Source organism: Dorea sp. MB18-49 (assembly GCF_023669465.1).
GTDB lineage: Bacteria > Bacillota > Clostridia > Lachnospirales > Lachnospiraceae > Dorea_A > Dorea_A longicatena.
Genome location: NZ_JAMOYX010000008.1, coordinates 40090 through 56093 on the forward strand (window position 1 = coordinate 40090; position 16004 = coordinate 56093).

Sequence of the window (16004 nt, forward strand, 5' to 3'; positions counted from 1 at the left end):
ATGAAGAAACGTTGGAAAATATTCTGGATCGTGTGTGGTTCTATGTTTCTGATTGGAATCATATGTTGTTCGGTATCCTGGGGAATGGGAACGACCCTGACAGATATAGCACATCAATTTCCACATGGGATCAGCTGGGTATCCGAAGATAAGACATATGGTGATCCGGATGATGATGATGATGACGATATAGATGATGATCAGGAGGAAGATAATGAGACTGATACAGACGATGATCAGGACGAACAGAAACAGGAAGAAACAGCACAAGCACAGGAGAAAGCGAACATGAAAGATGCAACCGGTGTTATAGAAGGAAACGGAAAAGCAACATATCAGAATATCCATGAGATAAAAAGTACGGTGCGCGAAGGAAGAATCCATCTGAAGACACAGTCAGATACAGATGAGATTACAGTAGAAAGCAAAGACACACATGAAAAGCTTGGCTTTTGTGCGTTTGCCAAAAATGGAACCTTATATCTTACATCGAATAAAAAGATTAAAAGAATCAAGAATATAGGAAAAGGAACCATTACTGTGACGCTTCCGAAAGATATGGAACTGGAAAAGGCAGAGCTGGATCTGAAGGCTGGTGAATTAAGGGCAGAGCAGATTCTTGCAAAAGATCTTGAGGTAAATGCCGGAGCAGGTGAGGTTAGCATCCTGGAATTTGCAGCTGAAAAAGCAGAATTTAAATGTGGGGCTGGTTCCATAACTGCAACAGGCGATGTAAAGAAGAAAATCGAAGCAGACTGCGGAGTAGGAGAGATAAACCTGAAGATAAAAGGAAAGCAGAAAGATTATAATTATGACCTGGACTGTGGTATCGGAGAAATTCGATGCGGAGATGACAGCTTTTCAGGATTTGGGAGAGAAAAAAGCATTGATAATGGCACAGACAAGAAAATGGATATTGACTGTGGTATCGGATCTATCAATGTAGCATTTATGGAACAGCTGTAAATACAGACAGATGTAAATGATCACAAAGATAATAAAGCAGGCAGAGTATATAATAAAAATATGGAGGACAGAACAATGGAAGGAAAAAGATTATACCGATCAAGAAAAAACAGAATGATATGTGGAGTATGTGGTGGAATCGCAAAATATTTCAACATTGATCCGACACTTGTGAGACTGGCATTTGTACTGATCTCAATGGGAGCCGGATCGGGGGTACTGGCTTATATTGTTGCGGCGATTATTATACCGGATGATCCGGAGGAAAATTAAGGGGTATTTCTATTTAGTTCATCATCGTGGCTTATCCCGGTCCATGAGAAAGACTTGGTATTATGTTTGTTGCTGGATGTCACGATGCAGAAGTTCTAAGGCAGTCCGCCTTCCCTAAGAACGAAAGGGTCTCCGCTCAAAACTCACCCCTACGGGGTTTAAACAGTTCGCTCCGTCCCTTTAACGGGAAGTCAAACTGCCTAAGAACTTCTACACATCGCGCCAAAATACGCAACAAACACAATACCAAGTCTTTCTCATGTCGTGATTGGCCAATGATAATGAATTCAATAGAGGGATTGTAACCGTTGTGCAGCCGGAAAGTTGTGGTGAAACCATTGATTTTCCGGCTTTTTCGTACACTTCCGGTATCACAAAGGTTACGGTTCCTCTGTTTAATTATTATGGCATGCGAAACCTCAGGAATAAAACTACAAGGTCCCAGCCGCCATGATGCATTAAATAGAAAAAAGTGGGCATACTTATAAGAAAACGAAAGGAATGCACCTACTATGTCATCAAAAAAGAAAACCCCAATCCACCTGGAGGACCTTACTCCAGATGAAAAAGTAAAATATGAGATTGCGGAGGAATTAGGCCTTCTGGACCGGGTGATGCAGGATGGATGGAAATCACTTACATCCAAGGAAACCGGTCGAATCGGAGGGTTGATCACGAAAAAGAAACGGGAAAATGAAAAAAATGACAAAAGTATTACGAATGTTAATTAGTGTGAAGATTGTGTAATAAAGGTTGAAAAGGGAATATCCATTTGCTATAATCGAAAAACTGGGAAAAGAGTTAGCAGGTGAGGATATGAACGAAAAGATTAATGTTTTAGATGTGAATATAGACAGCTGTACAGCAAAAGAAGCTATGAAAGAAACGATAGCTTTTCTGGAGTCAGAACCTGTAAGCGTGATAGATGTGGTATCGGTAGACGGTCTTATGCAGATGAATGATCTTTCGGAACTTAAGGCCAGGATGAATGAATTTGATCTTGTGCTGCCGGGGGAAAAGCTGATTCTTGAAGCAGCAGAAGAAGCGAGGCTGCCAAAGGAAATCGATATAAAATTATATTTGAAGATGTTTATGCGTTATTTGCATAAGAATCATAAGAGAATGTATCTTCTGGTCGAATCGGAGGAAGATGGACAGGAAGCATTTCGCTATATGCAGAGAACCTACAGTGGGATTCAGCTGGTAGGTCTTGCAAAAGTATCAGCGGAGGGAAGGGCAGACGACATGTTGGTCAATGCGATTAACGGAAGTGAAGTGGATTGTATTCTTTCGGCATTGTCAGTACCGTTACAGGAAGATTTTATAGCGAAAAACAGGAATCTCTTGGATGCAAGAGTATGGGTCGGCGTCGGGAATAGAATGTTCTCGGATCACAGGCAGGGACTTGGTCATGGGAAGCTGGCAAAATTTCTGTTGAATCATATATTTAAGCGTGAAATGGAAAAAAATAAGCTAAAAACAAAATCCTAAGAAAAACATAAGAAATATGTTTCGTCACTATGTCTATGGGATAAATGTGAATAAATTGTAAAAAAACTGAGGAAATTACCAAAAAAGTGTGATTTCCTCTTTATTTTTTTGGTCATATATATTAAGATAAGATTTGACAGTATACATTTTGGAAATTTGTAGATAAGATTTGTTGTGGAAAATGTATATTGAAAAGAGTGGAGGAGATGGAATATGATATCTAATCAAATACTTCAAAACACAATTGAAGGATTGAAAGGGATTACACGAATTGACTTTTGCGTGATGGACACAGACGGTAAATCTCTTGCAAGCACATTTTCAGAACAGGAGAACTATGTAGAGGAGGTTATCTCCTTTGTAGAATCCCCGGCAGACAGTCAGGTCGTACAGGGATATCAGTTTTTTAAGATTTTTGATGAACATCAGTTAGAGTATATTCTTCTTGCCAATGGAGGAAGTGATGATGTTTACATGGTAGGTAAGATTGCGGCCTTCCAGATTCAGAATCTTCTTGTAGCATATAAAGAAAGATTTGACAAAGATAATTTTATCAAAAACCTGCTGTTAGATAATCTGTTGCTGGTAGATATTTACAACCGTGCTAAGAAATTACATATTGACACAGAAGTAAGACGTGTTATCTTTATTATTGAAACAAAGCACGAAAAAGATACGAATGCGCTGGATAATGTAAGAAACCTTCTTGGTAATCGTAGCAGAGATTTTGTGACGGCCGTTGATGAGAAAAATATCATCGTGGTAAAAGAACTGGAGCCAAATGATGGACATACAGAACTGGAGAAGATTGCGGAGAATATGTATACACTCCTGAAAGAAGACGGAGAAGAAGATGTTCTGATCGCATACGGAACGGTTGTAAATGATATCAAAGAAGTATCAAAATCATATAAAGAAGCCAAGCTGGCACTTGATGTCGGCAAGATTTTCTTTAGTGAGCGAAGTGTCATCGCATATAGTGCTTTGGGAATAGGACGTCTGATCTATCAGCTTCCGATTCCGCTGTGTAAGATGTTCATACGTGAGATTTTTGAGGGGAAATCACCGGATGATTTCGATGAGGAGACATTGACAACAATCAATAAATTCTTTGAGAATAATCTGAACGTATCAGAGACATCCAGACAATTATATATACACCGTAATACACTGGTATACAGACTGGATAAATTACAAAAGAGTACCGGTCTGGATCTCCGTGTGTTCGAAGACGCCATTACATTCAAAATCGCACTTATGGTTGTGAAATATATGAAGTATATGGAGTCACTGGAGTATTAATAATCAGGAGGAACATATGATTGAACTAAGAGAAGTAACGAAAGAGTACTCAAAAGGGGTTGCAGCCCTGAATGGAATCAATCTGAAGATTGAACAGGGTGAATTTGTGTTTATTGTAGGAGACAGCGGCTCTGGTAAGTCTACTTTGATCAAGCTTATCATGAAAGAACTGGAACCTACTTCGGGAACGATTATTGTAAATGGCAATAATTTAAGCCGTATGAAACATCGCAAAGTTGCGATGTACAGAAGAAATATTGGCGTTGTATTTCAGGATTTCCGTTTGTTGAAAGACAGAAATATTTATGAAAATATTGCGTTTGCGCAGAGAGTTACAGAGACACCTACAAGAATTATCAAGAAAAAAGTACCGGCGGCACTGTCACTGGTAGGGCTTGCCCAGAAATACAAAGCATTTCCGAAGGAATTATCCGGTGGTGAACAGCAGAGGGTTGCGATTGCAAGAGCGATCGTGAATGAACCTGCTATTCTTCTGGCAGATGAGCCTACGGGTAACCTGGATCCGACAAACTCATGGGAAATCATGAAGTTATTGGAAGAAGCGAATGACAGAGGAACTACAGTTCTTGTCGTTACGCATAACCAGGAGATCGTAAATGAAATGCAGAAGCGAGTTGTTACGATGAAAAAGGGTGTCATCGTAAGCGACGAGAAAAAAGGTGGGTATAAGCATGAGAATTAGTACAATAGGATATTCGATGAAACAAGGGGTTAAGAACATCCGCAGAAATAAGATGTTTTCCGTTGCTTCGATCGCAACGATGGCGGCATGCATTTTCCTGTTCGGATTGTTCTATTCCATTGTAGTTAACTTTAGTTATATTGTAGAAAAAGCAGAAGAAGGTGTTGCTATTACAGTATTTTTTAATGAAGATACTACAAAAGAACAAAAAGATACAATTGGTGCCCAGCTGAAGAAAGAAGATGGAGTACTGAAAGTAAATTATGTAAGTGCGGATGCAGCATGGAATAAGTTTAAAGATCAGTATTTTGGAGAATCAAGTGATCTGGCAGAAGGATTTAAGAGTGATAACCCGCTTGCCAATTCAGATAACTACGAAGTATATCTTTCAGACGTATCAAAGCAGAAAGATGTAGTGTCTTATGCAAAGTCGCTGGATGGGGTGCGTAAAGTTAATAAATCAGACGTAGTAGCCAAGACTCTTACCAGTGTGAACAAGTTGGTGGGATATGTATCGGTAGCAATTATTGCAATTCTTCTGGCAGTGTCAATTTTCCTGATCAGTAATACGGTCACTATGGGTATTACGGTAAGACGTGAAGAAATTGCAATTATGAAATATATCGGAGCAAAAGACGGATTTGTCCGTGCGCCGTTTGTAATAGAGGGTCTGATTATCGGAGCTGTCGGAGCTGTAATCCCGCTCGTATTGCTTTATTTTATGTATGATAAGGCAATTACATACATTATGACAAAATTCAGCCTTCTGAATAATATTGTAGATTTCCTTCCGGTAGCAACTGTTTACAGAACATTACTTCCAATCGGAATTGCTTTGGGTGTTGGAATCGGTTTTGTGGGAAGTTTCTTTACAATCCGCAAACATCTGAAGGTATAAAAGTTCTGGCTCGGAAAGGAGCGTCATATGATAAAAAGAAAGAAGATGATAAGCCTTCTGCTGGTGCTTACGCTTGTAAGCGGAATGTTTGTGCAGACATATGCAACAGAAATTGATGATACAAAGAAAAAAGCAGAAGAACTGGAAAGCAAGAAGAAAGCTGCTGAAAATGAGAAAACATCTCTGGCAGATCAGCTGAAAAAGCTGACGGGTGAGATGGAAGAAACTAAGAAAAAGATTTCTGCAAAAGAAGATGAGATCACAAATAAAGAAGAAGAATTGATTCTTGCAAAAGCGGATGAGAATGAACAGTATGAAAGTATGAAGAAGAGAATCCGTTATATGTATGAAAATGGAAATACAGGATTTGTAGAAATCCTTTGCTCTTCAAAGTCAATTGGAGAATTGCTGAATAATGCTGAATATATCAGCAGAATATCAGGATACGACAGAAACATGCTGGTAGAATTCCAGAAGGTTGTAACCAATGTCGAGAATCAGGAAGCAGAACTCAAGAAAGAATATAAAGAACTGCAGACGATGCAGGATGATCTGATCACAAAGCAGGACAGCGTAAATGAACTGATAAAGAATAAGCAAAGTGAGATTCAGAGTTTGACCAGCGAACTGGGAGATACAAAGAATAAGCTTGCACAGCTGGAAGCGGCAGCTGCCGAAGCCGAACGTAAACAGAAAGAAGCAGCAGCGGCAGCGGCAGCTGCGAAGAAGGCTCAGGCAGCAGCCAAAAAGAATACAAGCTCATCGGGGTCTTCGGCCGGTTCCGCCGGGGCATCGGTGGTGTCGGGAAATGGAACATTTACACATCCTTGTCCGGGTGGATATATTTCGAGTGGATTTGGTTACAGAACACAGCCGATTGCAGGTGCAAGTACGAATCATAAAGGGATTGACTTTGCAGCAGCAACAGGAACGCCAATCTATGCGGCTGCGGCAGGAACAGTTATTTCAGCCGGATATGCCGGAAATGCGGGAAACCTGTTAGTAATCAGTCATGGAAACGGATTGCTTACATATTATATGCATTGCAATGCGATTTATGTGAGTGCGGGACAGAAAGTCAGCAGAGGTCAGAATGTTGCAGCGGTTGGAACTACAGGAAATTCAACCGGACCACATCTGCATTTTCAGGTAATGTTGAATGGAACACCGGTAAATCCGGCAAACTATCTGTAAGAAACGAACAGATCATAGTATGAGGCAAGATAAATGAAAAACAGAAAAAGTTTTTTGAAAGGGGCGCTTTGTGGCGCCCTTGCTATGTTATTAGTGGCAGGACTCGTGTCCTGTGGATTAAAAGTGAATAATGGAAACAGTGATATCACATCAAAAACAGAAGATAAGATATCAGAACTGCAGAACCTGATCGAGAAGCATTATATGGGGGATGTAAAAGAAAAGAATCTGGAAGATGGGGTCTATAAAGGTTATATCAATGGCCTGAATGATCCGTATTCGGTATATTATAACAAAAAAGAAACAAAAGAATTATACGAATCAACTGGTGGTGAATATTCCGGAATCGGTGCTGTGATGTCTCAGAATACAGAGACAGGAGTGATCACTCTGGTCCAGATATATAAGGATTCTCCGGCTGAGAAAGCAGGACTTAAGGAGAATGATATCCTTTATAAGGTTGAAGGAAAAGAAGTCACAGGAAAAGATCTCTCTAAAGTTGTAAGTAAGGTAAAGGGTGAAAAAGGAACAACGGTAGAACTCACCGTATTAAGAGGTGAAGATGCCAAAGAAGTAACTGTGACTGCAACAAGAGATACCGTACAGGCACAGACAATTGAGTATAAGATGATGGATGACAAGATTGGTTATATCAGAGTGTCTGAATTTGATACTGTGACGTATGATCAGTACAAAGAAGCATTGGATGATCTTGAAAAACAGGGAATGACAGGGCTGGTTGTGGATCTGCGTAATAATCCTGGAGGTTCGCTCAGTACAGTATGTGATATGCTGGATCTGATGCTGCCAAAGGGCCTGATCGTGTATACGGAAGATAAAAATGGCAAAAAGACAAAGATGAAATCTGACGAAGAACATCAGTTTACAAAACCGCTGGCAGTTCTGGTAAATGGAAACAGTGCCAGTGCATCAGAGATTTACTCCGGGGCAATCCAGGATTACGGAATCGGTAAGATTGTCGGAACCCAGACATATGGAAAGGGTGTCGTACAGCAGATTTTTGATCTGGATGACGGAACAGCCGTAAAACTTACGATTGCAGAATATTTCACTCCAAAGGGAAGAAGCATCAACGGAAAAGGAATTACACCGGATGTAAAGGTCGAATACGAAAATAATGAAGAAAATCCGGATGCAGACAATCAGCTTGATAAAGCTGTGGAGGAAGTAAAAGCACAGATGAAGTAATCGTTTGTGGATGGTGACATAGCAAAATAAGAGTTTTGAAGGGAATGCAGTTTGGCATTCCCTTTTATTATGCCTTATGGTAAAATATAAACAATATGAAATTTAGATTATGCATATAAGGTAGGAGGAAAAAACATTGATTAATCAGTTAGTAGCCAACATAAAGAAGACAGGAGCACCGATTGTAGTAGGATTAGATCCGATGTTGAACTATATTCCGGAGCAGGTACAGAAAAAAGCGTTCGCAGAATATGGTGAGACACTGGAAGGAGCAGCAGAAGCAATCTGGCAGTTCAATAAAGAAATCGTGGACAAGACTTATGATCTGATTCCGGCTGTAAAACCACAGATCGCTATGTATGAACAGTTTGGTCTTCCGGGACTTGCAGCATTCAAGAAAACGGTAGATTACTGTAAGGAAAAAGGACTGGTTGTCATCGGCGATATTAAAAGAGGAGACATTGGTTCTACATCAGCAGCTTATGCTGTGGGTCATATTGGTAAGGTGAAAGTAGGCAGCAAGACATACGCACCATTTGATGAAGACTTTGTAACAGTGAATCCATACCTTGGTTCAGATGGAGTGAATCCATTCCTGGACGTATGTAAAGAAGAAAAGAAGGGAATCTTCGTACTTGTTAAGACATCAAATCCGTCAAGCGGTGAATTCCAGGATCAGAAGATCGACGGCCGTCCGTTATATGAACTGGTTGGAGAAAAAGTTGCCGCATGGGGATCTGAAGTCATGGGCGATGAGTACAGCTATGTCGGAGCAGTAGTCGGAGCAACTTATCCGGAGATGGGAAAAGTATTAAGAAAAGTGATGCCAAAAGCTTACATTCTGGTTCCTGGTTACGGTGCACAGGGAGGAAAAGGAAAAGACCTGGTACATTTCTTCAATGAAGATGGCCTTGGAGCAATCGTAAACTCTTCCAGAGGAATCATTGCGGCATATAAGCAGGAGCAGTATGCAAAATTTGGAGCTGAGAATTTTGGTGATGCATCCAGAGCAGCAGTTGAGACGATGATCGCAGACATCAAGGGAGCACTTGAGAACAGATAATGTCTGAACAGACGAAAAAAAAGACTGATAACGAAAAAAGTAAGACAGAGTAATCTTGACAGGAGATAAAGGAAGATGGAGAGAAAAAAAGAACAGGCGAAAGTTCTGTCACAGGAGATGCTGGCAGATGGAATCTACAGCCTGTGGATTGAGACAGAAGCAGCGCTGACTGCCAGACCGGGACAGTTTGTGTCTGTATACACGACAGATGCAAGCAAATTACTTCCACGCCCGATCAGTATCTGTGAAATTGATAAAGAAGCAAAAAGATTAAGACTGGTATATCGTGTGACAGGAGAAAAGACCGGAACAAAACAGTTTTCAGAATTAAAGGCCGGAGATTTTGTACCAGTGATCGGACCTTTGGGAAATGGATTTCCATATGAAAAGGCAGAAGGAAAGAAAGTATTCCTGATGGGCGGCGGGATTGGTGTTCCGCCGATTCTGGAACTTGCAAAGCAGATGCAGTGTGAAGAAAAGCAGATTGTTGTCGGCTATAGAGATGCGCATACGTTCCTGAAAGAGGAGTTTGAACAGAACGGAACCTTATATATTTCCACAGAGGATGGAAGCGTGGGAACAAAAGGAAATGTCATGGATGCTATCCGTGAGCAGAGTCTGGATGCCGATATTATATTTGCATGCGGACCTACACCAATGCTGCGTGCGATCAAGGCCTATGCAGAAGAGAAGAAAATAGAATGCTATATTTCCCTGGAAGAGAGAATGGCATGCGGTATCGGAGCCTGTCTGGCATGTGTCTGCAAGACAAAAGAAAAAGATGCACACAGTAATGTGAACAATAAGAGAATCTGTAAAGACGGACCAGTATTCTTATCTACGGAGGTGGATTTATAATGGACATGAAAGTAAATATTGCCGGCGTAGAATGGAAGAATCCGGTTACAGTGGCTTCCGGTACATTTGGTTCGGGAGAAGAATTCAGTGAGTTTGTGGATCTGAACCGTCTTGGAGCGGTAACGACCAAGGGCGTGGCAAATGTCCCGTGGCCGGGGAATCCGACACCACGTGTAGCTGAAGTTTACGGAGGAATGATGAATGCGATCGGACTCCAGAATCCGGGAATCGATCTGTTCTGCAAAAGAGATATTCCATTTCTGAAGAAATATGATACGAAGATCATCGTCAATGTCTGTGGTCATGCACCGGAAGAATATCTGGAAGTGGTGGAAAGACTGGCTGATGAGCCGATTGATATGATGGAGATCAATATTTCGTGCCCGAATGTTAATGCAGGCTTTCTGGCGTTCGGGCAGGATGCAAAGCATGTAGAGGAGCTGACGGCTCAGATCAAAAAGATTGCAAAGCAGCCGATCATCATGAAACTGACGCCAAATGTTACGGATATTACGGAGATTGCGAAGGCAGCAGAAGCCGGCGGAGCAGATGCCCTGTCATTGATCAATACACTGACGGGTATGAAGATTGATATCAACCGCAGAACATTTGCGGTAGCAAATAAGACCGGCGGTGTGTCGGGACCAGTTGTACATCCGATTGCAGTCCGTATGGTATATCAGACGGCACAGGCAGTGAACATTCCGATTATTGGAATGGGCGGTATTGCGACACCGGAAGATGCCATTGAGATGATCCTTGCGGGAGCGTCTGCAGTATCTGTAGGAACTGCGAATTTCTATAATCCGAATGCAACGATCGAGATTATTGACGGAATCGAAGCATATATGAAGAAAAATGGATTTGAATCCGTGAAAGATATGGTTGGCATTGTAAAATAAATAAATGATAAAAATGCATCAATATAGGGAATTGACCTGTACTGATGCATTTTTGCGCTTCATCTCAGAAGTGCAAATAGCACAATAAAAATATGACCGTTCGTCAGTTTTTGGGTAGATTTTCAGAAGTGTTTTTGTTATACTAATGTCTATATGACAATAACAAAGGAGGATTAGTGGATGAAGAAATCATTTCAGATTTTCAAAAGAGATCTTGGCCGGTTGTTCCGTAACCGTGCAGCAGTACTGATCCTGGTTGGAATCAGTGTGCTGCCGTCTCTTTATGCATGGTTCAACATCGCTGCCAATATGGATCCGTATGGAAATACCAAGGGAATCCAGGTTGCGATTGCCAATGAGGATAAAGGTGCCGACAGTGAGCAGATGTCACTGGACGCAGGACAAAATATTGTAGACAATCTGAAGAAAAATGACCAGCTTGGCTGGAAGTTTGTAGATGCAAAAGAAGCGAAAAAGGGAGTGAGATCCGGAAAATATTACGCAGCGATCGTAATACCGGATAATTTCAGTGAATCACTTCTGAGTATTTTATCAGGAGATATCAAACAGCCGAAGCTGGATTATTATATTAATGAAAAGAAAAATGCAATAGCACCAAAGATCACGGATACAGGTGCGAGCACGATTCAGCAGGAAATCAATGATACATTCACATCCGTAGCTGCAGAGAGCATTTCTGAATTATTGAGTAAAGAGGCCGGAGAATTATCCGGAAAAGTAAGTGAAGAAAATTCAAGTCTGATCAAAGCTATCGCAGATACCAGAAAGAATCTGGACGAATATAATAAGGTATTGGAAAACTTCCAGAAGACAGTGGATAAGTCAGATGAGATCATGGCGAGTGCGGTAAGTATGCTGGATCAGGTTACGGTTACTGCAGAGTCAGGAGCCAAAGCAATCGAAGACAGTGGAAATGTGCTTGCAGATACCAGAACAGCGGTTGGACAGTTTTCAACGGAATTCTCCAATGGGTTATCGAACGGAGAGACACTTTTAAATGACACGTATGTCTCGGCATCGGCAAAACTGGGCGTGTTTGAGACGAAAGCCGGACAGGCACTGACAGCAGTAGACAGCAGCCTTTCAACGGCTTCGTCTCTGCTGGATAAAAATCAGGAACTTCTGGAACAGCTGAAAGAATTGAATGATAAGATTCAGGGGCATACAGAACTGGGACAGCAGATATCTGCTGTGATCGGACAGAAAATTACAGAATTGGAGAACCAGAATGCATCGTTACAGGAGCTGGTATCTTCACTGAAAACAGGGAATCAAGGGATTCAAAACGCAGTGACAACAGCAAAGAATACACGTACTTCACTGGAAAAACTTGCGAAAGAAAGTAAAGACAGTCTGCAAAATTACCGTACCAATCTGGATCAGAAGATTCTGCCACAGCTGAATCAGTCACTGGACAGTCTGGCTTCACTGAGCGGAAATCTTTCTGCGGCTTTAACCGGAGTTGAGCCGACAGTAGAACAATTAAAGACGATTTTAAATCAGTTAAATGACAGCCTGAAAAGCAGTGCGTCTGCATTGGGACAGACAGGAGATGTGTTAACACAGGTTGATGAGGCACTGGCATCTGTTCAGACGGATTTAAATGCATTACAGAGTTCAGAGATGTATCAGAAACTGACTTCACTGGAAGGACTTGATGCGGATTCAATTGCAGATTTTATGTCCTCTCCGGTGAGCATCAAATCAAATGTGTTATATGATGTAGAAAATTATGGCTCGGGAATGACACCATTTTACACAAATCTTGCACTTTGGGTAGGAGGACTGATTCTGGTATCAATTCTGAAACAGGAAGTTGATAAAGATGAAAAGGTACGGAAGTTTACAGCCGGACAGGCCTACTTTGGAAGATGGCTGTTATTTGTTGCAGTAGGTCTTGTACAGGGACTGATCGTATGTGTCGGTGATATTTTATTATTGAAAGTACAGTGTGTACATCCGGTAGCGTTTGTATGTGTGGGTGTATTCTGTTCGTTTGTTTATGTTAATCTGATCTACGCACTGGCATTGACCTTTAAACACATTGGAAAGGCACTGGGAGTTGTACTTGTTATCCTGCAGATTCCTGGATCGGCAGGAACGTATCCGATCGAGATGACACCGGCATTTTTCCAGAGACTGCATCCGCTTCTTCCATTCACATATGGAATCAGTGCCATGCGTGAATGTATTGCAGGAATGTATGGAGCAAATATCTGGAAGTATCTGGGGATTCTTGCGATATTTTTCCCAATCTCTCTTTTCATCGGTCTGGTATTACGTCCGTTGTTTATGAATCTGAATCACTTGTTCGATAAACGTCTGTCTGAGACAGAGTTAATGCTTGGGGAGACGGAGTCGGCCGAACGGAAACGTCCGGAACTGACAATGATGATGAAGACACTTATGGAAGATGATGAATGGAAACAGGAATTTCTTGTGAAATCCGAAAAATTTGAAAAACGTTATCCAAAGATGATCCGATGGGGATTCCTTGGAATGATCATCATACCACTGGTTTTCCTGATACTGATGTTCAGTCTGGAGTCAAAACTGGTCTTCCTGATATTGTGGATCGTATCGCTGATCGGACTTGCAGTATATCTGATCGTTGTAGAATATCTGCATGACAAGATGCAAAGACAGCTTGCTATGACAGGTATGACAACAGAAGATCTGATCCATGAGATAAAGGAGGAAAGAGGCGAATGAAAAATATATGGGAAATCTTCCGAAGAGATATAAAGCGTATTAAAAATAATGTAATCGCAATGATTGTTATCATGGGAATTACAGTTGTACCCTGCCTTTATGCGTGGTTCAATATAGCAGCAAGCTGGGATCCGTATGGCAATACCGGTAATCTGAAGGTTGCAGTTGCAAGTGTTGATGAAGGATATGAGGGAAGCCTGATTCCGTTACAGATCAATATGGGAGATCAGGTGCTGACATCGCTTCGAAGCAATTCGCAGCTTGACTGGGTTTTTACCGGAAGAAAAAAAGCCATAGACGGTGTAAAGTCCGGAAAATATTATGCAGCAATTGTGATACCGAAGGACTTCAGCTCAAATATGATGAGTATTTTTTCTGAAAATATCCAGAAACCAAGTATCACATACTATTCGAATGCCAAGGAAAATGCAATCGCACCAAAAGTAACGGATAAAGGAGCAAGTGCGATCCAGAGACAGGTTAATGAGGTATTTGTAGAGACGATCAGCGATACTGTGATCACTGCGTTTAAGGCAGTTACGAATGTAGCGGATCAGGACGGAGTGGCAGCAATCGCACAAAATCTTGCGGATAATTTAAATCAGATCGGCTCGGATTTGAGTGCGGCATCGTCTGCATTAAGCTCTTTTTCGGGAATGACAACTTCTGCACAGCAGCTTCTGGATACAACAGGAAGTTTCCTGAAGGAAACACAGGAGCATTCCAAGAACACGACAGATTCACTGAAAAAGGTGAAAAAATCGTTCAGTGGAATTGATGAGACAGTCAGCGGTGCGACAGACGGAGTAAATGCGGCAATTAATTCCGGAAAAGAATTCTATGATCAGATGTCGGAAATTATTGATTCAGCATTTTCATCAAACTCTCAGAGCGCGGACGATGTGGCGGGAACATTGAATACCCTGGCATCCAGAGTTCAGAAAGTGATTGATTCCTATACTTCGCTGAAATCGGCAATAGATGAAATAAACGTTGGAAATAATGCGCAGTTGAATGCATTAAAGGGAAGTATTTCCGGAAAACTGGGAGAGACGATTGCGACACAGACAGAGCTTCGGGATAAGCTTAAGTCCACAGCATCTTCGCTTCAGGGAGCGGCAGATACAGCAGTAACGGATAAAGCAGAATTAGATAAACTGGTGAAATCAAGTGCAGACAGCCTTGCCGGAATCAAGACAGACTTTGAGAAGAATGTAAAGAGCAGTCTGGATGAACTGGGAGATTCGATGGGAGACACAAGCAGTAATCTGAACCTTTTGATGGATCGCCTGGATGAAGGTGTAGACGGGGTATATGATTTGTCAACTTCAGCGTCGGCTGATCTGACACAGATTAACACAGCGCTGAATCATTCTTGCAATCTGCTCAATACAGCAGCAGAAAAAATCAGCAATACGACAGGAAAAATCGGAGAAATGCAGCAAAGCGGTGATTTCTCACAATTAGAAGAACTGATCTCCGGGGATTCTAATGTGATCGGAGAGTTCCTGGCAGCACCGGTAAGCCTGAAGACAAATCAGGTCTATAAGATTGAAAATTATGGTTCTTCGATGGCACCGTTCTATTCCACACTGTCGATCTGGATCGGTGGAATTGTGCTGGTTGCCATGTTAAAGACAGGCGTTTCGTCAAAATGCACCGAAGGTCTTAAGAAAGTAAAACCGCATCAGGAATACCTGGGACGATATCTCCTCTTCCTGATCGTAGGTCTCCTGCAGAGTACCCTGATCTGTCTGGGGGATCTGTTATACCTGGGAATTCAGTGTAAGCATCCGTTCCTCTTCATGCTGGCAGGATGGTTCTCGAGCATTGTATATGTGAATATCATCTATACACTGACAGTATCATTCGGAGATATCGGAAAAGCGGTCAGCGTTGTACTTCTGGTTATGCAAGTGGCAGGTTCCGGAGGAACCTTCCCAATTGAAGTCGCACCGGCCTTCTTCAAAGCCGTATATCCGTTACTGCCATTCGTTCACAGCATGGCGGCGCTTAGGGAGACAATTGGCGGTATGTATGGTATGACCTACTGGACAGAACTTGGAAAGCTTGGAATCTTTTTGATCCTGTCCCTGATCCTTGGATTGCTCCTTCGTAAACCGGTGATCCGGATGAATGAGGCATTTGCAGAAAAACTGGAAGAGACGAAGATCATGTAAAGCGAAAGTACAGAGAAGTTGCCACTGGCAACTTCTCTTGCATACTTTGGTATATAAAAAGGGTTCGGAAGGAGAGTGTGCCTTCCGAACCCTTTCTTTTTTGGCCGAAGTATATAAGAAATACAGGCAGTGACAGTTTTTCTGTATGCGTGAATTGAAAAAGTGATTTTCTTATGATAAAATTAAATAGAATTATGATGCAATAATAAGACACACAGCGTCTGAAATATAT

General features: G+C 41.7%; 14 protein-coding genes. All 14 read left to right on the plus strand.

The genetic code is table 11. The annotated features are described in order from the left end of the window. Positions 1–966 (plus strand): DUF4097 family beta strand repeat-containing protein, encoded by a 966-nt coding sequence (locus tag NCY30_RS04345; protein WP_250818509.1) that lies wholly within the window; start codon positions 1–3, stop codon positions 964–966. Positions 967–1041: 75 nt separating this feature from the next. After that, positions 1042–1239, plus strand: a complete 198-nt coding sequence (locus NCY30_RS04350) for a PspC domain-containing protein (protein ID WP_022415673.1) — start codon at positions 1042–1044, stop codon at positions 1237–1239. A gap of 512 nt (positions 1240–1751) precedes the next feature. Then, positions 1752–1970, plus strand: coding sequence for a small, acid-soluble spore protein, alpha/beta type (locus NCY30_RS04355; RefSeq protein WP_006428012.1), 219 nt, complete (start codon positions 1752–1754; stop codon positions 1968–1970). A gap of 85 nt (positions 1971–2055) precedes the next feature. Continuing rightward, on the plus strand, positions 2056–2730 hold the full coding sequence (locus NCY30_RS04360) for a WecB/TagA/CpsF family glycosyltransferase (RefSeq protein ID WP_006428011.1): 675 nt from the start codon (positions 2056–2058) through the stop codon (positions 2728–2730). Positions 2731–2943: 213 nt separating this feature from the next. Continuing rightward, complete coding sequence (locus tag NCY30_RS04365) at positions 2944–4032, plus strand: PucR family transcriptional regulator (RefSeq protein ID WP_022416284.1); 1089 nt, start codon at positions 2944–2946, stop codon at positions 4030–4032. A gap of 16 nt (positions 4033–4048) precedes the next feature. After that, the gene (ftsE, locus tag NCY30_RS04370) at positions 4049–4735 is read left to right on the plus strand and encodes a cell division ATP-binding protein FtsE (RefSeq protein ID WP_006428009.1); all 687 of its coding nucleotides are present in this window, start codon (positions 4049–4051) and stop codon (positions 4733–4735) included. Then, positions 4725–5633: a permease-like cell division protein FtsX gene (gene ftsX, locus NCY30_RS04375; RefSeq protein ID WP_006428008.1), complete on the plus strand. Its 909-nt coding sequence runs from the start codon at positions 4725–4727 to the stop codon at positions 5631–5633. Before ftsE ends, ftsX begins: the two co-directional genes overlap by 11 nt. A 27-nt stretch (positions 5634–5660) precedes the next feature. Further along, positions 5661–6827, plus strand: a complete 1167-nt coding sequence (locus NCY30_RS04380) for a murein hydrolase activator EnvC family protein (protein WP_006428007.1) — start codon at positions 5661–5663, stop codon at positions 6825–6827. 33 nt (positions 6828–6860) lie between these two features. Further along, on the plus strand, positions 6861–8036 hold the full coding sequence (locus NCY30_RS04385) for a S41 family peptidase (protein ID WP_173788358.1): 1176 nt from the start codon (positions 6861–6863) through the stop codon (positions 8034–8036). A 136-nt stretch (positions 8037–8172) separates the two neighbouring features. Further along, a complete protein-coding gene (gene pyrF, locus NCY30_RS04390) occupies positions 8173–9099 on the plus strand; it encodes an orotidine-5'-phosphate decarboxylase (protein WP_022416281.1) in 927 nt (308 codons plus the stop codon). 75 nt (positions 9100–9174) lie between these two features. Next, the gene (locus NCY30_RS04395) at positions 9175–9957 is read left to right on the plus strand and encodes a dihydroorotate dehydrogenase electron transfer subunit (RefSeq protein ID WP_173785127.1); all 783 of its coding nucleotides are present in this window, start codon (positions 9175–9177) and stop codon (positions 9955–9957) included. Further along, positions 9957–10859 (plus strand): dihydroorotate dehydrogenase, encoded by a 903-nt coding sequence (locus NCY30_RS04400; protein WP_173792668.1) that lies wholly within the window; start codon positions 9957–9959, stop codon positions 10857–10859. The genes NCY30_RS04395 and NCY30_RS04400 overlap by 1 nt, the downstream gene beginning before the upstream one ends. Before the next feature lie 180 nt (positions 10860–11039). Next, positions 11040–13592: a YhgE/Pip domain-containing protein gene (locus NCY30_RS04405; RefSeq protein WP_250818510.1), complete on the plus strand. Its 2553-nt coding sequence runs from the start codon at positions 11040–11042 to the stop codon at positions 13590–13592. Then, a complete protein-coding gene (locus NCY30_RS04410; RefSeq protein WP_250818511.1) occupies positions 13589–15772 on the plus strand; it encodes a YhgE/Pip family protein in 2184 nt (727 codons plus the stop codon). The genes NCY30_RS04405 and NCY30_RS04410 overlap by 4 nt, the downstream gene beginning before the upstream one ends. Positions 15773–16004 lie beyond the last annotated feature (232 nt).

Bases quoted from the DNA above. Each gene is read 5' to 3' on its own strand.
- NCY30_RS04345 (WP_250818509.1), top strand. From the start codon at position 1: ATGAAGAAACGTTGGAAAATATTCTGGATCGTGTGTGGTTCTATGTTT.
- NCY30_RS04350 (WP_022415673.1), top strand. From the start codon at position 1,042: ATGGAAGGAAAAAGATTATACCGATCAAGAAAAAACAGAATGATATGT.
- NCY30_RS04355 (WP_006428012.1), top strand. From the start codon at position 1,752: ATGTCATCAAAAAAGAAAACCCCAATCCACCTGGAGGACCTTACTCCA.
- NCY30_RS04360 (WP_006428011.1), top strand. From the start codon at position 2,056: ATGAACGAAAAGATTAATGTTTTAGATGTGAATATAGACAGCTGTACA.
- NCY30_RS04365 (WP_022416284.1), top strand. From the start codon at position 2,944: ATGATATCTAATCAAATACTTCAAAACACAATTGAAGGATTGAAAGGG.
- ftsE (WP_006428009.1), top strand. From the start codon at position 4,049: ATGATTGAACTAAGAGAAGTAACGAAAGAGTACTCAAAAGGGGTTGCA.
- ftsX (WP_006428008.1), top strand. From the start codon at position 4,725: ATGAGAATTAGTACAATAGGATATTCGATGAAACAAGGGGTTAAGAAC.
- NCY30_RS04380 (WP_006428007.1), top strand. From the start codon at position 5,661: ATGATAAAAAGAAAGAAGATGATAAGCCTTCTGCTGGTGCTTACGCTT.
- NCY30_RS04385 (WP_173788358.1), top strand. From the start codon at position 6,861: ATGAAAAACAGAAAAAGTTTTTTGAAAGGGGCGCTTTGTGGCGCCCTT.
- NCY30_RS04395 (WP_173785127.1), top strand. From the start codon at position 9,175: ATGGAGAGAAAAAAAGAACAGGCGAAAGTTCTGTCACAGGAGATGCTG.
- NCY30_RS04400 (WP_173792668.1), top strand. From the start codon at position 9,957: ATGGACATGAAAGTAAATATTGCCGGCGTAGAATGGAAGAATCCGGTT.
- NCY30_RS04405 (WP_250818510.1), top strand. From the start codon at position 11,040: ATGAAGAAATCATTTCAGATTTTCAAAAGAGATCTTGGCCGGTTGTTC.
- NCY30_RS04410 (WP_250818511.1), top strand. From the start codon at position 13,589: ATGAAAAATATATGGGAAATCTTCCGAAGAGATATAAAGCGTATTAAA.